The organism is Paraburkholderia dilworthii, assembly GCF_000472525.1.
Lineage (GTDB): Bacteria > Pseudomonadota > Gammaproteobacteria > Burkholderiales > Burkholderiaceae > Paraburkholderia > Paraburkholderia dilworthii.
This window is the reverse complement of the sequence record NZ_AWZT01000018.1, coordinates 42,315-61,070: the sequence shown is the minus strand read 5'-3', so window position 1 is coordinate 61,070 and position 18,756 is coordinate 42,315. Positions and strand designations below refer to the sequence as shown.

Here is an 18,756-nt window from a genome sequence, read left to right as displayed (position 1 = left end):
ACAGCGCGCTCGGTAAGCGCAGGCGACAGAAAAAAGCGAGGCGAACATGAATCGTGTGGTGTTGGTGACGGGCGCTTGTGGCGGCATCGGCAGCGTGTTGTGCAAGCGTTTTGTCGAACAGGGCGATACCGTGCTGGCGCTCGACATCGACGCAGCGGCGCTTGAGCGCTTGCAGAGGCAACTGGGCGAAACGCAAGTCAGCCCCATTGCGGTCGACCTCGGCGACGCCGCCGCAGTGCAGCAAGCGGTCGCCTCCGCGGTGGAGAAACGCGGGCCGGTGGATGTGCTGGTCGCCAATGCGGGCGCGGCAGAAGGTTTGACGCTGGCCACGACCGATGCCGCCAGTTGGCAGCGCGACATTCATCTGAATCTGAACGGCACTTATCACACGGTCGAGGCCGTGCGGGCGTCGATGATCGAGCGTGAGAGCGGAGCGCTCGTGCTGATCGGCTCCGTGAACGGCTTGGCCGCACTCGGGCATCCCGCGTATAGCGCCGCGAAGGCCGGGCTGATCAGTTACACACGGGCGCTCGCTGTGGAATTGGGCCGGTACGGCATTCGCGCGAACATCGTCTGTCCGGGTACGGTGAAGACGCAGGCGTGGCAGGCGCGCGTCGACAAGAACCCGCAAGTCTTCGAGGATCTGAAGAAATGGTATCCATTGCGCGATTTCGCAACGCCTGACGATATCGCCGACGCCGTGCTGTTTCTCGCTTCGCCAATGGCGCGCGTGATTACCGGCGTCGCGTTACCTGTCGACGGCGGCTTGATGGCGGGCAACCGTCTGATGGCGCAAGAGTTGACGCTCGAATCGCTTTGATAGAAACCGCAAGACGATGAGGACAGCATGGCAGCAGTGCAACTAAGCGGCATCTTCAAACGCTATGGCGACACGCAAGTCGTGCACGGCATCGACCTTCATATCGACGACGGCGAATTCGTCGTGCTCGTCGGCCCGTCGGGCTGCGGCAAAAGCACGTTGATGCGGATGGTCGCGGGGCTCGAGGAAATCAGCGGCGGCGATCTGATGATCGGCGGCACACGCGCGAATCATCTCGCGCCGCAGCAGCGCAATATCTCGATGGTGTTCCAAAGCTACGCGCTGTATCCGCATCTGTCGGTCTATGAAAATATCGCGTTCGGTCCGCGCATTCGCAAAGAGTCGCCAGCGAATTTCAAGCCGCGAATCGAGGCCGCCGCGAAGATGCTCAATCTCGGCGGTTATCTCGACCGTTTGCCGCGCGCGTTGTCGGGCGGTCAACGCCAGCGTGTCGCGATGGGTCGCGCGGTGGTGCGCGAGCCTTCACTGTTTCTGTTCGACGAACCACTGTCCAATCTCGACGCAAAGCTGCGCGTGCAAATGCGCACGGAGATCAAGGCACTGCATCAGCGCCTGAAAAACACGGTGATTTACGTGACGCACGATCAGATCGAGGCGATGACGATGGCCGACCGCATCGTCGTGATGAACGCCGGGCGGATCGAGCAGATTGGGCGTCCACTAGAGCTCTACGATCATCCCGCGAATCTGTTCGTGGCGAGTTTTCTCGGCTCGCCTTCGATGAATTTCGCCGAGGGCGTCGTGATAAACCGCTCGCAAGGCTCGGGACTCGCATTGAAACTCGCGGACGGTGGCGAGATCGTGCTCGAAGCCGCGCCTGCTTCGGCGACGGTCGGCGCAAAGGTCACGTTAGGCGTGCGGCCCGAGCACATCGAGACGGTCACGCAGACGCCTGATGCCGCAATGCAAGTCGAAGTGGTGGAGCCGACCGGCGCCGAAACGCATTTGTACGGGAAAATAGGCGGCAATACGTGGTGCGTGACGACGCGTCAACGCTCGAAGGTCGAGCCTGGTGAGCGGATCACGCTGCGCTTGCCGGCCGCTCACATTCATCTGTTCGATACGGTGAGTGGACGCAGACTGGGCTGACCCGCGTGTTGCCAATCGAAGCTGCGAGCGACGCGGATTCATTTAACCCTTAAGGAACATCGGGTGTCCGCACCGAACTTGATTCCCCACATCCGCAGCGCACTCGCCAATTTGCGGCCCGCCGAGCGCAAGGTCGCGGACATGGTGCTGAACGACGTCGACTTCGCGATGCGCGCGAGCATCACCGAACTTGCACAGCGCGCGGACGTCTCCGAGCCTTCGGTTACGCGCTTTTGCCGCGCAATCGGTGCGCATGGTCTGCGCGACTTCAAGATGCAACTGGCCCAGAGCGTGGCGGGCGGGTTGCCATATTCGTCGGCGGCGATTGCTCGCGACGACGACGTGCAGACCTTGATGGACAAAGTGGGCGAAGCGGCCGTCGATGGCATCACGCACGCGCGCGGCGCGCTGGATCCGGCGGTGGTCGAGAGTGCTATTGCAGCGTTGTCGAGCGCGCGGCGCGTGTTTTTTTTCGGCGTCGGCTCGGGGTCGGGACTGGTCGCGCAAGACGCGGCGTTGCGGTTCTTGCGCCTGGACATCGCATCCACTGCGTTCACAGACGGTCACTTGCAGCGCCTCTACGCCGGGATGATGGAACCGGGCGACGTCGCCTTTGCCATTTCGCATTCCGGACGCAGCATCGAGGTGAACGAAAGCATTCAGATCGCGAAGGAACGCGGCGCGACGACGATCGCGCTCACCAATGTCGGCTCGCGCCTCGCGTGGCTCGTCGATATTCCGCTGTTATTGCGCGTGCCCAGTCCCATCGATCCGAATACGCCGGGCGTATCCAGGCTCGTGCATCTTTGCATCATGGACGCGCTTGCAATCGGCGTCGCGCTCAAAGCGGGTCCGAAGACGCTGGAGAAGATGCGGCATGCGAAGGCGCGCCTGTCGTCGAATGAGCCGCGGGCGGGAGATTAGGGCCGCTTACCTCACCCCATCCACCCAAACCTCCGCGACAACCTCAACGCCGCCGCGCGCAGAATCTGTGCGGGCTCGCCCGTCGCGGCGCTATCGAAGCTACCGCTCGGTCCCATCAACGCGAGCACGAGGCAAATGCTGCCGGTGTGGTCGAACACCGGCGCGGCCAACGTGTCGATGCCGGGCACCGGCCGGCTCAGTGCACTGTCCATGCCGCCCGCGCGAATTTGCGCGAGGCGCTGCGCGTACGCTTCCTTTAGCGTCGACGCATTCTTCTGCGCGAGAACCTCGGTCGCGTTCGCGCCCGCCAGCCGCAAATGATCCTGCGCGAGCAGACCGGCACGCACGTCGTCGGCGACATAGGCGGCAAACACGCGGCCAATCGCCGTATTCACCAGCGACATCACAGTGCCGACCCGCAAGCTCACATGCAACGGCCGCGCCGACTCCTCTAGCCGCACGACGGTCGGCCCGAGCGGACCGAGCACCGCCATCGCGACGCTCATTACCGTCGATGCCGCCAGCTCCACCACCTCGGGCTCGGCCTCGCGCGTCGGCGAAAGACGCTGCAGGCCGATCAAACCGAGTTCCAGCGCAAGCGGGCCGGCTTCGAAGCAGCCGGACGCATCGCGGCTCAGCAAGCCGATCTTCAGCAGACTCACCAGATGCGGAAACGCTTTCGCCGGCGGCATTCCGGCTGCGGCCGCGAGGTCGCGCAGCGTCAACGGCCGGGCGGCCGCGACGAGCGCCGCCAGCAGATCGCCGGTGCTATCGAGCGACTGGATGCCACGCTGCGGCTTCGTATCGGCGGAAGCGGGCGTAGAAGCAGAGGTATCGGTAGAAGCGGTCACGATGCGGTCGATGCAAGCACGGAAGATCTGGCGGCGAGCTCACCGCCGATGTCGCGAGCCGCTGCGAGCAACGCGCGCGCGATGGGACCATCGGCGGCCACGTCGATCGCGCCAGTCGAGCCGATTACCGTCAACGCCAGCGCGAAACGGCCGTTCTGGTCGAACACTGGCGCGCTCAGGCTGCTGATGCCCGGACTCGGCGCATCGACACTGCATTCGAGGCCGCGCGCGCGAATCTTGTCCAACACCGCCTGAAACGCGGCGTCTTCGCGCGCTGTGGTCAACTTGCTTTGCGCAGCGCCCGACTGATTGGCCCACATCGCGTCGAGCGTGTCGCCCGGCAGATAAGCGCAAAACACGCGTCCCGTCGACGTGGCCGGCAGCGACATCACCGTGCCCACATGCAGATTCACATGCAACGGAAAGCCCGCATGTTCGTAGCGGACGATGGTGGGGCCCTGCGGCCCCGCAATACAGACCGCGACGCTAAAGCCGATCGCTTCGGCCAGCGCGGCCGCGCGCGGAACGGCGGCGCGAAACGCCGGCTGATTCTGCAGATGCAGCAGACCCAGGCGCAATGACAACGGGCCCGGCTCGTACCGGCCCGACACCTCATCGCGCTTGATAAGGCCAAGGCGGCTCAAGCTGACCAGATACGCATGCGCCTGACCCGGCGCAAGATCGGCAGCGGTGGAAAGGTCCGACAGCGCGAGCGGTGCGCGCGCGTGCGCCAGCGCTAGCAACACCCGTCCGCCGACTTCCACGCTCTGAATGCCGCGCTGCGTCTTGCCGCCGTCCGTCGTCTGTGTGGCGCCCGAGCCTCGGCTCGTGGCTGGTTTCGCTGCTTTGCCCACGCCTGTGTTCGTCCGAAAAAGCGTCCATGTTAACCGAAGCCCAGCCGCAAACCCTGCTGTTCCTCCCTCCATCTTAGGCGTCGTTAAATTTGTGTATAGCGATAGATTTCGCTATTGACAAATAAACTGGCGCGGCCATAAGATGGATTCACCCCGACACACCGGCGCAGTCACAGAGTCAAAAACGGGGCGAGACAACCTCCAATACCGTCAGCCCGCGCCGCAGCGCGCAGCCGGCCGTCTCGCCTCACGTCCAACTTTTGAGGGAGACAAGCATGGCAAAGGCATTCGCATCCCAGGCTGACCTGGAAGTCAAGAAAGTCACGTGGACGCAATTGTCCGAGAACGCCTACGCGTACACGGCGGAAGGCGATCCGAACTCGGGCGTGATCATCGGCGACGACGGCGTGCTGATCGTCGACACGACCGCGACGCCTGCAATGGCGCAGGACCTGATCGCGAAGATTCGCAGCGTCACCGACAAGCCGATCAAATACGTCGTGCTCTCGCACTATCACGCAGTGCGCGTGCTGGGCGCGTCGGCGTATTTCAAGGAAGGCGCGCAGGAAGTGATCGCGAGCCGCGGCACGTACGAGATGATCGTCGAGCGCGGCGAAGCGGACATGAAGTCGGAGATCGAGCGCTTCCCGCGTCTCTTTGCCGGCGTCGAAACGGTGCCGGGCCTGACCTGGCCCACGCTCGTCTTCGAGAAGGAAATGACGCTGTTTCTCGGCAAGCTCGAAGTGCGCATCGCGCATCTCGGCGCGGGGCATACAAAGGGCGACACGGTAGTGTGGCTGCCGTCGCAGAAGGTGCTGTTTTCCGGCGACCTCGTCGAATATGACGCAGCGTGTTATTGCGGCGACGCCCAACTCGAACAATGGCCGGCCACGCTCGAAGCCTTGCGCGCGCTGAATGCCGACAAGCTCGTGCCGGGCCGCGGCCCCGCGTTGACCACGCCTGAAGACGTCAACAAGGGCCTCGATTACACGAAGGATTTCGTGACCACGTTGTTGCAGCAAGGCCGCGAAGCCGTCGCGCAGAAGCTCGATCTGAAGGCCGCGATGGCCCACACGCGCAAGGCAATGGATCCGAAGTTCGGCCATGTGTTCATCTACGAACATTGCTTGCCGTTCGACGTTTCGCGTGCTTTCGATGAAGCGAGCGGCATCACGCATCCGCGCGTCTGGACCGCGCAGCGCGACAAGGACATGTGGGACGCGCTGCAAGCCTAGCCTGACCGGCATAAAAGAATAGAGGCACAGCAGAGCAAAGCGGAGAAGGACGGAGACACCAAGATGAGCATCAACTACCAGACGCTGTCGTTCGAATACCAGCCGTGCCGCGAGCAGAACTCGCAGAGCATGCAAAGCGGCGCGGAGCAGGCGGTCTATCCGGTGATCGTGGTCGGCGCGGGCCCGGTGGGCCTCGCCACAGCGATCGACCTTGCGCAGCAGGGCGTGCCGGTCGTCCTTGTGGACGACGATTGTTCATTGTCCACGGGTTCGCGCGCAATCTGCTTCTCGAAGCGCTCGCTGGATATTTTCGATCGGCTTGGATGCGGCCAGCGGATGGTTGACAAGGGCATCAGCTGGAATGTCGGCAAGGTGTTCCTCAAGGATGAACTCGTCTACACGTTCAATCTGCAGCCGGAGGCGGGCCATCATCGGCCCGCGTTCATCAACTTGCAGCAGTATTACGTCGAAGGCTTTCTGCTCGAACGCGCGCAGCAAATGCCGAACATCGAGATCCGCTGGAAAAGCAAAGTGGCCGGTGTGCAGCAAAACGGAACGCCGGGTACGTGCGACGCTGCCGTGACCTTGACCGTCGATACGCCTGACGGTCAGTACGCGTTGCGCGGCCGCTATGTGGTCGCCGCCGATGGCTCGCGTAGTCCGATTCGCAATCTGATGGGACTCGACAGCAAAGGCGTCACGTTCAAAGATCGCTTCCTGATCGCAGACGTGAAAATGGAAGCCGATTTCCCGACCGAGCGCTGGTTCTGGTTCGATCCGCCGTTTCATCCGAATCAATCGGTGTTGCTGCACCGCCAGCCGGACAACGTGTGGCGAATCGATTTTCAGCTTGGATGGGACGCCGACCCGGTGCTGGAAAAATCGCCGGAGCGCGTGATTCCCCGTGTGCGCGCGTTGCTCGGACCCGATGCAAAGTTCGAACTGGAATGGGTTAGCGTCTATACGTTTTCGTGTTTGCGCATGGAGCGTTTCCGGCATGGCAACGTGCTGTTCGCGGGCGATTCCGCGCATGGCGTGTCGCCGTTTGGCGCGCGCGGTGCGAATAGCGGCGTGCAGGACGCAGAAAACCTCGCATGGAAGCTGGCGATGGTGCTGCAAGGCAAGGCATCGGACGGGTTGCTCGACACCTATGCAAGCGAACGCGAATTCGCCGCCGACGAAAACATCCGCAACTCAACGCGTTCCACCGATTTCATCACGCCGAAAAGCCCCGTGAGCCGCGTGTTCCGCGACGCTGTGCTGAAGCTCGCGCGGCGCCATCCGTTTGCGCGGCAACTGACGAATAGTGGCCGCCTGTCCGTGCCCGCTGTATTGAGCGACTCGCCGCTCAATACGCCGGATAGCGAGAGCTTTGAAGGCGCAATGGTTCCGGGGGCATCCTGTGTGGACGCGCCGGTGCAGGCGGCTCGCGAATCGGCGTGGCTGCTTCAGCATATCGGCCAGCAATTCACTGGCGTGCTGTTCTGCGGCGAAAAAAATGTCGATGCGCAAACCGAAACTGCGTTGAGTGCGCTTGGCACGAGCGCAATTCCGTTGAAGCTCGTTGTAGTCACGCGCGGCGAAGCGCAAAGCCAGGCGCAGGCCGCAGCGCTCGCTGATGCGATTCTTTTGCACGATACAGAGGGCCTTGCAAGCGCGCGCTACGACGCGCAGCCCGGCACGTTCTATCTCATCCGGCCGGACCAGCATGTATGCGCGCGCTGGAGGCAACTCGATCCGCTGGCGGTGGAACATGCGTTAAAGCGCGCGTTGTGCGTGGAAGGCACGGCCTGAAACGACCGCACGCGCAGCGATAAATAGAATCCCGGAGACACAACATCATGGCATTGAACACCGAACCGAATCTCGCACGTCCCGACGATTTCTACGAGGCGCTGATCGACATGCATCGCGGCCTCGACGATACGCGCAGCCAGTCGGCCAACGCGCAACTCATTCTGTTGCTCGCCAACCATATCGGTGATCACGCGACGCTGCTCGAAGCGATCCGGCACGCCCGCGAAGGCGTGGCTGATGCAACGGCGGAAGCCGGCGAGACTCATCCGCTCGCGGCTTGATTTGCGCTACATGTAACGCAAATGCGTGCCCGGCTACTCAGGCCGCGCGCAGATCATCACGACAGTAGAGCGGGGCCGCGCATTCGCGCGCCGTTCTTTCAGCATTCCACAACGCGGTGCATCAAGACGCCGGACCCGCGGGTCCGTTGGACCCTTCACGCCTTATGTTTGGAGAAACCGATGAGTCAATCCCTCGCCCCCGCGCTCGACCCGGCTTCAATCGCTGCCGCGCATGACGATCTGCTGTATCGCAAAGTATCGCTACGTATTATCCCGTTTCTATTTCTCTGCTACGTCGTGTCGTTTCTCGACCGCATCAACATCGGCTTCGCGCAATTGCAGATGAAGCACGACCTCGGTTTCAGCGACGCCATGTACGGTCTTGGCGCGGCTGTGTTCTACATCGGGTACGTGCTGTTCGAAGTGCCTGGCAACCTCCTGCTTTCGCGATTCGGCGCGCGCCGCACATTCACGCGGATCATGCTGCTGTGGGGCATGGCGTCGGTCGGCATGATGATGGTGTCGACGCCCACGCATTTTTATCTGCTTCGCTTCATGCTCGGCGTGTTTGAAGCCGGGTTCTTTCCAGGCATCGTGCTGTATCTGACCTATTGGTATCCGGCGCGGCGGCGTGCGGCTGTGCTGTCGGTTTTCTTCGCCGGTGTCGCGGTCGCGGGCGTGCTCGGCGGTCTCGTGTCGGGCTGGATCATGCGCGATATGGGCGGCGTGCTCGGTCTCTTCGGCTGGCAGTGGATGTTCATCATTGAAGGCGCGCCCGCTGTTCTGCTCGGGCTCGTCGCCGCGTTCTATCTCGTCGACGGTCCGCAGCACGCGAAATGGCTTACCGCCGACGAGAAAGCGCAACTGATCGCGCAACGCGATGAGGACCGCGCGGCATCCTCGCATTCATCGCACTCGTTCGTGCAGGCCTTGCGCAATCCGCGCATCTATCTGTTTGCTTTCATCTACTTTTCGCTGACATGCGCGTCGTTGACGCTCAGTTTCTGGATGCCGTTGATGATCCGCGACTTCGGCATTCGCGATGTTCTGGCGATCAGTCTTTACAGCGTCGTTCCGAATGCAATCGGCGCCGTCGGTCTCGTGCTGATCGCTCGTCATTCGGACCGGCGGGCGGAGCGTCGCCGGCATTTCGCGGTATGCACGATTGGCGGCGGTATCGCGCTTTCACTTTTGACGCTGCATTTAAGCAGTTTTCCGGCGATGCTCGCCATTCTCTCGCTCGCTGCCGTGCTGATCTTTGCCGCGCTGCCGATTTTCTGGACCGTGCCGTCTAGTTATCTGTCGGGCGCTGCGGCGGCGGGCGGCATTGCGTTCATCAGCAGCATCGGTATCACCAGCGGCATCGTCAGCCCGTGGGTAATCGGGCAGATCAAGACCCACACCGGCAGCATGGACAACGCGCTTTATATGCTGAGCGCATTGCTGTTCACGAGCGGTATCGCGCTGTTGATCGGGGTGCCGGGAGAAAAGAAGCGGGTGTAAGACTCAGCCCTTCGCACAGAAGCCATCGTGTAGAGTCGCGGTAATTCCACCGCGCCTTGATTCTTCCCATGACTGCCGCCGTCGAACCCGTTCCTCTTCAGCATCAAGGCCCGCCCGACGTTTCGTTGTGGCGGCTCGATCTGTGCTTCGAGACATCGCTCGATGCTGAGGCGTTCGCGCCTCTCAGCGACGACGAGCGCGAAAGAGCACACAACTTTCGCCGCCTCGAAGACGCGCTGCGCTTCGCCACAACCCGCGTGGCGTTGCGCAAGCTGCTCGCGCGCAGCACGGGCGTCGAAGCTCATGCGTTGCGCTTCACATTCGATGCAAACCGGCGCCCGCGCCTCACGGATTCGACAGCGCCCGACTTCAACGTTTCCCATGCGGGCGCCTACGGTTTGATCGCGATGTCGTCGGTGCGGCGCGTCGGTGTCGATATCGAACAGCACAGCGACAGGTTCGACTGGCGCGCCATCATGAAGCTAACACTCGATCCCAGCGAGGCCGCGTGGATCGAGCGTCTCGATCCTTGCACACAAATGGCTGCCTTCTACGATGCCTGGACGGCCAAGGAAGCGCTCGTCAAAACAACAGGTGCTGGCATCACACGCGGCTTTCAGCACCTCATCGTGCTGCCGCGCGAAGACAATCGCGTGACGCTGCGCAACACCATTCCGGAAGACATGCGTGAGATAGCCGCGCAGTGGATAGCGGCGCCGCATCGCTACGCTGCGTGCGTCGCGTGGTCGTGGGCACCGTCGTCATCGTCGTCTTCGCGGCCTGCGCGATAGCTGACCGGCTATGGCGATGCACGCCTTGCCTCATGCCGCGATGCAACTAACTGTCAGCCCCGCGGCGCGCCTCCGTATATGATGGCGAGGCGCGACAAAAGCCGAGACGACAACCGCTTTACAGCGATGCTTGTCCATCCACATCAGCCCATGCCGACTAACCCATTCGACGCCGCCCGTTCCTCCATGACCGACCACGCGGTGCCACGCTTTCCCACGTTGATGCTGGCCGCCGCGTTGTCATTGGGAAGCGCGATCGCGTTAGGACTCGCGCGCTTTGCCTATGCGCTGCTATTGCCGTCGATGAAACTCGACCTCGGCTGGACATTCGCTGAAGCCGGGGCGATGAATACTGCGAATGCGCTCGGTTATCTGCTCGGCGCGCTGGCTTTCCCGCGACTCGCGCGTCGCTGGCAGGCAGACACACTGTTCGTGGCCGGTTGCGCGGCTACCGCGTTTCTGATGGCGGGCAGCGGCCTGCTCGCCGACACCGATTCGCTGCTTGCGCTGCGCGTGGTCACGGGCGCGAGCAGCGCGGCAATTTTCGTTAGCGGTGGCGTGCTGGCGGCGCGGCTTGCGTCGGCGAGACCGCGCGATGCGGGCCTCGTTCTCGGCTTGTATTACGGCGGCACAGGATGGGGCATCGTGGCTTCGTCGGTACTGGTGCCGTTGACCATTTTGAACCGCGCGCATGGCTGGCAGTTCGCGTGGTTTGCGTTGGCGGCCGCATGCGCGGCATTCAGCGTTGCCGCCGCCGGCGCGGCGCGCAGGATCGAAGGCCTGCACGCGGTTGCGGCGCCGGCAGCCGCACATTCGGCAAACCCGGACGACGCCCCGCGCTGGCCGAGTTACGCTCGCGCGCTCGGCGGCTATGGTTTGTTCGGCGTCGGCTATATCGGCTACATGACGTTCATCGTCGCGCTGTTGCGCAACGCGGGGATGAGCGCCGCTGTCGTCACCGGCTTTTATCTGCTGCTTGGCATCGCGACGGTGCTCTCCGCGCGCTTGTGGTCCGGGTTGCTCGACCGCATGCGCGGCGGTCAGGCGCTCGCGGTGCTCAATGCGCTGCTTGCGCTCGCGACGCTGTTGCCCGCGCTGTTCACGCAACCGTGGATCGCGTTTGTATCGGGCGCGCTATTCGGCGCAACGTTCCTGTCCGCCGTTGCGTCGACGACCGCGTTCGTGCGCCACAATCTGCCGACGAACCACTGGGCCAAAGGCATCAGTGCATTCACCATCGTTTTTGCGTTCGGACAGATCGTTGGGCCGATGGTGATAGGGTGGGTCTCCGACGGAGCAGGTCTTGCTCGCGGCCTCATCTATTCCGCGCTGCTGCTCGCGGGCGGCGCTGTGCTCGCCGCGTGTCAGAAACCGCTGCACAAAAATTGAATGCGCACGGCGGCGCGTTATACCTGCACCGAGGGAATGCTCTTCATGCAGCGTAGCGCGAACATCGAGCGGCTATGACGAATGCCCGCGATCTTGTATAGCTTCTCGCGCAGGAAGCGCTCATAACCCGCCGTACCGTCCACAGCCACCTTGACCAGATAATCGTAATCGCCGGACACGAGATAGGCTTCGAGCACCTCGGTGAGCGTTGCAAGTTCCGCTCCGAAGCGCGCGAGCGCGTCGTCGTCGTGACGATCGAGCGTCACTTCGAGCAGCACGATATCCGCGAAGCCGAGCTTCTGCTGATCGAGCAGCGCGACGTAGCCGCGAATGTAGCCCTCGTTTTCCAGCTGACGTGTGCGGTTCCAGCATGCAGTGGTGGACATGCCAACGAGTTCGGCCAATTCCGCATTGCTCAGACGCGCGTTCTTTTGCAACGCGCGCATGATCCTGCGGTCCTGATTGTCCAGCGCGCGGGCTTTGGTGGTCATGGTCAGCTCGGAAAATCGTTCATTTAAATCCGATTCTATCGGAAGAACGTCCCGCGAGTCGTTGCGTCGTATGTCGCTTTAGGAAGCCTATCCAGCGCGGCTCCTGGTATATTTTCAGGGTGCGTTCGCGCCCGGGACAACCGTCAGGTTCGCCGACAAGCCGGCGGCCACGTGCGGCCACAAGCTGCTACCGGTGTAGCGCTGCTTTTACCGAAGGCAGCATGAGAGAAAGCTGCGACGCTACCGTATCGCAGTGAACGCTCGCTCGGGCGCGAGCGCATGCATCGCAAAGAAGGGCGAAAAGACGCGCGGCCGCACACGGGCCGCGCCAGCGAGGTTGCTTCGAGTGATCAGTGGAAGATGAGGTACAGAATAACCAGCACGATTACCGGAACACCGAGAAGCCAGCCAAGTAGGTAAGGCATGATGGATCTCCTTTCGTAGGGAGTTGGAACACGAAAGGGATTCAGCATCTTGCGTGCCTGAGGTGCTTGCGATCGCTGTATGTCGATCATCGGCACACGCGAAAGCCGCCTGAATCAAGGCAGATTCTCGCGCAGCACGATGCTGAACTGTACCGGCTTCACATCGCTCATGGCATCGCGCTTGTCGCGCACGTTGCGGAAAATGCGCAAACAGTTCCCCACCATTGCCTGCGGCGTTTNCGTGATCAATGCATCCATTGTTCCGTCGATTAGTAACGCTCGCGTGTCCGGCGTCAGGCCGTGGCCCACGAACAGAATCTTCTGTTCCGCGCGTGCTTCGACAATTGCGCGCGCCACACCGTCCGACCCGCCGCCGCTGTTATAGATGCCCGCGAGGTCCGGGTGCTGCTCCAGCAGCTTGCGCGTCTGCATATAGTTGCGCTCGCTGTCGTCGTGTCCTTCGCGCAGTCCGATCACACGCACTTGTGCAAACGTGGATTCGATCAGATGAAGAAAACCGATCTCGCGTTCTTCATGTCCACGATAGTTAAGACTGCCCGCGAGCATCGCGATCTTTCCGCTCGGCCGCGGGCCCATGAAACGTCCGAGCAACAACGCCGCGGTGCGTCCCGCTGAACGATTGTCGATGCCCACGTAAGCCAGCCGGCGCGCATTCGACAGATCGGAGATCAGCGTAATGGCCGGCACGCCACGATCGGCCAGCGCATTGACTGCATCGCGTACGACAGGATGTTCGAGCGCCATGAACACGACGCCATCCGCGCGTTGTCCATAATGCAGCAGACGGTCGGCCAGTTCTTTCGGGTTGAAACTCTCGACGTAATGCACGCGGCACTTCATGTCGAGCGCGTTCCATTGATCGTGCGCGAAGTCGATGTAGTCGCCGAGCATGTGCAGATAGCGATTCGTGCCGGCAGGCAGAAGAAACGCTATGCGCATGGGTTTCGCGGCGGGCGCCACAGGCGCTTCCTGTGCGAGCAGATAGCCGAGTTGCGCGGCCGCTTGCAACACTCGCTGTGCGGTGACGGCGCGCACGCCTTCGCGGCTGTTCAGCACACGGTCCACCGTGGCCGTCGAAACGCCGGCGGCGCGCGCGATGTCGGGAATACGGGCGCGCGCGGCGGTGGTGAGGTTAACCGGATCGGACATAACCGTCCTTCGCAAATTAGAAGTCCATCAAAAACCATCAAGTTCGCGGTTTGACAGCGATTGCCGCGCACGCCTAGTCTTGCAGCTATCACACGACGACTCAACGCACCTGATCGGAAGTCAGCGCGTTGCCAGCAAGTGATGATGTGTTTTGATGGATTCGACAGTCACATCAATTATAAGCAAGGAGACGCTCAAATGACCAACCTCGCGAGACGCGCATTGCTGCGCGCCGCAGCCGCCGCGCCGGTGGCCGGCGCGCTGGGATTTCCGGCGATCGTGCGCGCTGCGTCCGGCCCGGAGTTCGTGTTCAAGTACGGCAATAACCTGCCGCTCACGCATCCACTGAACGTGCGCGCGCTGGAGGCGGCCAATCAGATTCGCGAGGCGTCGAAGGGGCGCATGGAGATCCGCATATTCCCGAACAACCAGCTCGGCGGCGATACAGACATGCTCGCGCAGGTGCGCAGCGGCGGCATCGAGATGTTCACGCCCTCGGCACTCGTCGTATCGACGCTCGCGCCGTCGGTCGCGATCAACGCCGTGGGCTTTGCGTTCAACGACTACAACCAGGTGTGGGCTGCGATGGACGGCAAGCTCGGCGCTTATGTGCGTGCGGCGATGCAGAAGGCCGGGCTCGAATCGTTTGAAAAGATGTGGGACAACGGCTTTCGTCAGACGACCACCAGCAACGGGCCGATCACGAGCGCGCAGAACATGCGCGGTCTGAAGATTCGTGTACCGGTAAGTCCGCTCAGCATCGATATGTTCAAGGGGCTCGGCGCCGCACCGACCAGCTTGCAATTCAGCGAAGTGTATTCGTCGCTGCAAACACATATTGTCGATGCACAGGAAAACCCGCTGCCGATCGTGCAGGTCGCAAAGCTCTACGAAGTGCAGAAGTATTGCTCGCTGACCAATCACATGTGGGACGGCTACTGGTTCGTGCTGAATCCGCGAGCATGGCAGCGCCTGCCGAAAGACCTGCAAGGCATTGCGAGCGACGCGTTCAATCAGTGCGCGTTGAAGCAGCGCGAAGATGTGCGCAAACTGAACGACGCCGCTGTCGCCGATCTGCAAAGCAAGGGTCTCGCTATCAACCGGCCCGCGCCTGATTCGTTTCGCGCGGCGCTGCGTCAAGCGGGTTTCTACGCGCAATGGAAAGACAAGTTCGGTAATCAGGCGTGGGACCTGCTCGAGCAATCGGTCGGCAAACTGGCCTGATGTCGCGGCATGCGGGTAAGCATCAAACGACGCGCGGCGTCCCGCCGCGAGGAGACAGCAGCATGTCGAATCACGTATTGAACACGGCAGAAGCGGCTGTATCGTTGCCGATGGCGAGCGCGCCGCGCCGCTGGTTGAGCGCGCTAGATCGTGGCGTGATCGCGGTGGTCGAAGTGTGTGCGGCTGCGCTGCTTGCTGTCGAAATCGTGGTGATGCTGGCGGGCGTAGTGTCGCGCTACGTTTTCCATCAGCCTCTGGTGTGGTCGGACGAACTGGCCGGCATCCTGTTTCTTTGGCTTGCCATGTTGGGCGCCGTTCTCGCATTGCGACGCGGCGAACACATGCGTATGACCGCGCTCGTCAGCCGCTTGTCGCCGCAGCGCCGGGCCTTTGTCGATACGCTTGCGACTGCCGCATCGATTGGATTGCTGGCGCTGTTGATCGCGCCCGCGTACAACTACGCATCCGGCGAAGCGGCCATCGTCACGCCTGCTTTGCAAATCAGCAATGCCTGGCGCGCACTTGCGTTGCCGATTGGCGCCGCGCTGATGTCGCTCGTCGGCATGATCCGGCTCGCGCAAATGAGCCGCGCGCGGGACGTCGCAATCGCGCTCGTGATTGCCGCGCTGCTCGGCGCAGCGGCGGTGTGGGCAGGGCCGTGGTTCGAGACGCTCGGCAAGGCCAACCTGATTATCTTTTTCGTGGGCGTGGTCGCAATCGGCATCTTCTCGGGCGTGCCGATCGGCTTTTCGTTTGCGCTCGCCACGTTCGGCTATCTCGGCCTCTCGACCTTTACTCCGCTGGAGGTGGTCGTGGGGCGCATGGACGAAGGCATGTCGCATCTCGTGCTGCTCGCAGTGCCGCTGTTCGTTTTTCTCGGCTTGCTGATCGAGATGACAGGCATGGCGCGCGCGATGATCGAATTCCTCGCGAGCCTCGTCGGGCATGTGCGAGGCGGCCTGTCGTTCGTGCTGATCGGTGCGATGTACCTCGTATCCGGCATTTCGGGTTCGAAAGTGGCGGACATGGCGGCAATCGCGCCCGTGCTGTTTCCGGAGATGAAAAAGCGCGGTGCTTCCGAAGGCGACCTGGTCGCCTTGCTTTCCACCACCGGCGCGCAAAGCGAAACCATTCCGCCGAGCATCGTGCTGATTACGATTGGCTCCGTCACCGGGCTTTCCATCTCCGCGCTCTTCACGGCGGGCATGTTGCCAGGCGCCGTGCTTGCGCTGATTCTGTGCGTCGTCGTGAGGTGGCGCTATCGGAAGGAAGACCTGAGCGGCGCGCAGCGCTCCAGCAAGCAGCAGATTGCCCGGCTTTTCATCGTGTCGTTGCCGGCACTCGCGTTGCCGTTCGTGATACGCGCTGCTGTAGTAGAGGGCGTGGCGACCGCAACTGAGGTGTCGACCATCGGCATTGCTTACTCGATGCTGATCGGCCTCTTGATCTATCGCCGTTTCGAGTGGCAGCGCTTTCCGCGGATGCTGGTCGATGCAGCGACTTTGTCGGGCGCGATCCTGTTCATTATCGGCTGTGCTACTGCAATGGCGTGGGCGCTCACGCAGTCCGGCTTCTCGCAGGATCTCGCGCAATGGATGAGCGCGATGCCCGGCGGCGCTTACGGCTTTCTGGCGGTGTCGATTGTCGTGTTCGTGATGCTAGGCAGCGTACTCGAGGGAATTCCCGCGATTGTATTGTTCGGACCGTTGCTGTTTCCAATCGCGCGGCTCGCGGGCGTGCACGAAGTGCATTACGCAATCGTCGTGATTCTGTCTATGGGAGTCGGCCTCTTCTCGCCGCCGTTCGGCGTCGGCTACTACTCGGCATGCGCGATCAGCAAGGTCAACCCCGATGCGGGCATTCGTCCTATCGCCGGCTATATGGGGGCACTGATCGTCGGGCTGATTCTTGTCGCCGCGATACCCTGGATTTCAACCGGGTTTCTCTAACTGCTTTCTCGCTGTTCGATCTTCGGGCGCTGCGTTTTTCGCCGCGCCGGGGACTTGCTCGTCTTTCAATAACTGCTGCGTGGGGAGATTTTCATGAGTCGTTTCTTTGGCGAGATTCGTCAAGCGGGGTATGTGGTGCGCGATATCGAGGCCGCCATGAATTACTGGAGCCGCGTGCTCGGCGTCGGTCCGTGGTTTTACAACGAACGGGTGCCCATTGAAAACTACACGTATCGCGGGCAATCGTACGAGGTTCATAACTCGGTCGCGCTGGCGAACTCCGGACCGTTGCAGGTCGAACTGATCCAGACGCGCAACGAAGCGCCGTCGATGTATCGCGACTTTCTCGCGGCCGGCAACACAGGACTCCAGCACAACGCTTACTGGACTACTTCGTTCGATGCCGACCTCGCACGCTTGCAGGAACAGGGCTTTAAGGTAGCGATGAGCGGCGAAGTCGGCCGCAATGGCCGCTTCGTGTACTTCGATACGGAGGATCATCCGGGCACGGTGATCGAGCTCTCGGAGATCGCCGGACCGAAGGGCAAGCTCTTCGACATGATCTACGCAGCCTCGCGCGATTGGGACGGTCGTGAGCCGGTGCGCCGCTTTCCGGATTTGGGCACGCTATGAGCGACGCACAACAGCCGCATGGCAGCGATCGCGATTCGCTCGAAGCCGACTATCTGATCGAGACGCCCCTCGATCCCGCGCGCGTCGCCGAGATCATGGCGGGCGAGCAGTCGAGCGGCACTTTCGTGCGCGTGGCCAACGAGACCGACGCGTTACGCGCGCGAAGCCGCGCAAGCGTGGAGCGCATCGACGAACTCGAGCCCGCCGCCCAGCCCAGCCTTCAGAGCGCATGGCTGGCGCGTCAAGGGGCGTATGGACCGTGGCGGCGCGCGCGCGTGACGCTGTCGTTTCCGCTTGCCAACATCGGCGCCAACTTGCCGACACTTGCCGCAACCGTCGCGGGCAATTTGTACGACCTGGGCGAAGTCACCGGCATGCGGCTGTTGTCGCTGCGTTTGCCGGCGTCTTATCGCGCGCGCTTTGAAACTCCGCGTCATGGCGTGAAGGGTACGCGTGCGCTGACACAAGTAACCGACGGACCGATGATCGGCACCATCGTCAAACCGAACGTGGGTCTGTGCGCGGCGCAAACCGCGGCATTGGTGCGGGAGCTGTGCGAAGCGGGCGTCGATTTCATCAAGGATGACGAAGTAAGCGCGAACCCCGTGCATGCGCCGCTTGCCGAGCGCGTGCGCGCGGTCATGTCGGAAGTGCGCCGCTATCGTGAACGCAGCGGCCGTGCTGTAATGGTCGCCTTCAATATCACCGACGATCTCGACGCCATGCGTCGTCACGCGGAACTGGTCGAGCGCGAGGGCGGCGCATGCGTGATGGCGAGCATCAACTGGTGCGGCTTTTCAGCTATTCAGACGCTGCGTCGCGCAACACCGCTGGTGCTGCACGCGCATCGCAACGGCTACGGCATGATGTCGCGCGATCCGTCGCTCGGCATCTCGTTTCAGGCTTATCAGACGCTGTGGCGTCTCGCTGGCGTCGATCACATGCATGTGCACGGCCTGGCCGGCAAGTTCGCGCAAAGCGATGATGAGGTAATCGAGTCCGCACGCGATTGCGCGACGCCGCTCGCGCCGGGTTGCGATGACACCGTATTGCCGGCGTTTTCTTCAGGACAGTGGGCGGGCACCGCGCAAGCGACGTTCGATGCATTGCAGTCGACCGACTTGCTGTTCATGTCGGGTGGCGGCATCCTCGCGCATCCCGATGGTCCCGCAGCCGGTGTCATGAGTGTGCGGCAGGCATGGGCCGCGGTGCAGGCGCGCACGCCCGTGCCGATTTACGCGGAACGTATGCCGGAACTGCGGCGCGCGCTCGAATTTTTCGGCGGCCGCAAGTGAACTCGCACAGCAAC

At 62.2% G+C, this 18,756-nt stretch carries 17 protein-coding genes; 13 read left to right on the top strand and 4 right to left on the bottom strand.

Annotated features, from left to right (window positions below; genetic code table 11):
* Positions 1 to 46 precede the first annotated feature (46 nt).
* The 3 genes from F759_RS0117330 (at position 47) to F759_RS0117320 (ending at position 2,854) form a co-directional block, all read left to right on the top strand.
* Positions 47 to 820: an SDR family oxidoreductase gene (locus F759_RS0117330; protein WP_027800989.1), complete on the top strand. Its 774-nt coding sequence runs from the start codon at positions 47 to 49 to the stop codon at positions 818 to 820.
* 27 nt (positions 821 to 847) lie between these two features.
* Positions 848 to 1,930 (top strand): ABC transporter ATP-binding protein, encoded by a 1,083-nt coding sequence (locus F759_RS0117325; protein WP_027800988.1) that lies wholly within the window; start codon positions 848 to 850, stop codon positions 1,928 to 1,930.
* A 63-nt stretch (positions 1,931 to 1,993) separates the two neighbouring features.
* Positions 1,994 to 2,854: a MurR/RpiR family transcriptional regulator gene (locus F759_RS0117320; protein WP_027800987.1), complete on the top strand. Its 861-nt coding sequence runs from the start codon at positions 1,994 to 1,996 to the stop codon at positions 2,852 to 2,854.
* A gap of 11 nt (positions 2,855 to 2,865) precedes the next feature.
* On the opposite strand, the gene F759_RS0117315 is transcribed toward F759_RS0117320, so the two are convergent.
* Both F759_RS0117315 and F759_RS0117310 read right to left on the bottom strand, forming a co-directional pair.
* Positions 2,866 to 3,705, bottom strand: a complete 840-nt coding sequence (locus F759_RS0117315; RefSeq protein ID WP_027800986.1) for an IclR family transcriptional regulator — start codon at positions 3,703 to 3,705, stop codon at positions 2,866 to 2,868.
* Positions 3,702 to 4,559 carry an IclR family transcriptional regulator gene (locus tag F759_RS0117310; protein ID WP_027800985.1) on the bottom strand — a complete coding sequence of 286 codons (858 nt, stop codon included), beginning with the start codon at positions 4,557 to 4,559 and terminating at the stop codon, positions 3,702 to 3,704. Before F759_RS0117310 ends, F759_RS0117315 begins: the two co-directional genes overlap by 4 nt.
* Positions 4,560 to 4,834: 275 nt before the next feature.
* Here F759_RS0117310 and F759_RS0117305 point away from each other — a divergent pair, with 275 nt between their 5' ends.
* From F759_RS0117305 to F759_RS0117280, 6 genes are all read left to right on the top strand, one after another.
* Positions 4,835 to 5,794, top strand: coding sequence for an MBL fold metallo-hydrolase (locus tag F759_RS0117305; protein WP_027800984.1), 960 nt, complete (start codon positions 4,835 to 4,837; stop codon positions 5,792 to 5,794).
* Between the two features lie 63 nt (positions 5,795 to 5,857).
* Positions 5,858 to 7,588: an FAD-dependent oxidoreductase gene (locus F759_RS0117300; RefSeq protein ID WP_027800983.1), complete on the top strand. Its 1,731-nt coding sequence runs from the start codon at positions 5,858 to 5,860 to the stop codon at positions 7,586 to 7,588.
* 47 nt (positions 7,589 to 7,635) lie between these two features.
* Complete coding sequence (locus F759_RS0117295; RefSeq protein WP_027800982.1) at positions 7,636 to 7,872, top strand: DUF2783 domain-containing protein; 237 nt, start codon at positions 7,636 to 7,638, stop codon at positions 7,870 to 7,872.
* Positions 7,873 to 8,052: 180 nt separating this feature from the next.
* Positions 8,053 to 9,375, top strand: coding sequence for an MFS transporter (locus F759_RS0117290; RefSeq protein WP_027800981.1), 1,323 nt, complete (start codon positions 8,053 to 8,055; stop codon positions 9,373 to 9,375).
* Positions 9,376 to 9,443: 68 nt separating this feature from the next.
* Positions 9,444 to 10,166, top strand: coding sequence for a 4'-phosphopantetheinyl transferase family protein (locus F759_RS0117285; protein WP_027800980.1), 723 nt, complete (start codon positions 9,444 to 9,446; stop codon positions 10,164 to 10,166).
* A gap of 150 nt (positions 10,167 to 10,316) precedes the next feature.
* Positions 10,317 to 11,555 (top strand): YbfB/YjiJ family MFS transporter, encoded by a 1,239-nt coding sequence (locus F759_RS0117280; RefSeq protein WP_027800979.1) that lies wholly within the window; start codon positions 10,317 to 10,319, stop codon positions 11,553 to 11,555.
* Positions 11,556 to 11,572: 17 nt separating this feature from the next.
* On the opposite strand, the gene F759_RS0117275 is transcribed toward F759_RS0117280, so the two are convergent.
* On the bottom strand, positions 11,573 to 12,046 hold the full coding sequence (locus F759_RS0117275; protein WP_027800978.1) for an Lrp/AsnC family transcriptional regulator: 474 nt from the start codon (positions 12,044 to 12,046) through the stop codon (positions 11,573 to 11,575).
* A gap of 539 nt (positions 12,047 to 12,585) precedes the next feature.
* Positions 12,586 to 13,641 (bottom strand): LacI family DNA-binding transcriptional regulator, encoded by a 1,056-nt coding sequence (locus F759_RS0117270; protein WP_027800977.1) that lies wholly within the window; start codon positions 13,639 to 13,641, stop codon positions 12,586 to 12,588.
* A 198-nt stretch (positions 13,642 to 13,839) separates the two neighbouring features.
* On the opposite strand from F759_RS0117270, the gene F759_RS0117265 reads away from it, so the two are divergent.
* The 4 genes from F759_RS0117265 (at position 13,840) to F759_RS0117250 (ending at position 18,742) form a co-directional block, all read left to right on the top strand.
* The gene (locus F759_RS0117265; protein WP_027800976.1) at positions 13,840 to 14,865 is read left to right on the top strand and encodes a TRAP transporter substrate-binding protein; all 1,026 of its coding nucleotides are present in this window, start codon (positions 13,840 to 13,842) and stop codon (positions 14,863 to 14,865) included.
* A 62-nt stretch (positions 14,866 to 14,927) separates the two neighbouring features.
* On the top strand, positions 14,928 to 16,814 hold the full coding sequence (locus tag F759_RS0117260; RefSeq protein ID WP_027800975.1) for a TRAP transporter large permease: 1,887 nt from the start codon (positions 14,928 to 14,930) through the stop codon (positions 16,812 to 16,814).
* A 93-nt stretch (positions 16,815 to 16,907) separates the two neighbouring features.
* Entirely contained in the window at positions 16,908 to 17,447 is a 540-nt protein-coding gene (locus F759_RS0117255) for a VOC family protein (protein WP_027800974.1), read from the top strand.
* Complete coding sequence (locus F759_RS0117250) at positions 17,444 to 18,742, top strand: ribulose-bisphosphate carboxylase large subunit family protein (protein WP_027800973.1); 1,299 nt, start codon at positions 17,444 to 17,446, stop codon at positions 18,740 to 18,742. The genes F759_RS0117255 and F759_RS0117250 overlap by 4 nt, the downstream gene beginning before the upstream one ends.
* The last annotated feature ends 14 nt before the right edge of the window (positions 18,743 to 18,756 follow it).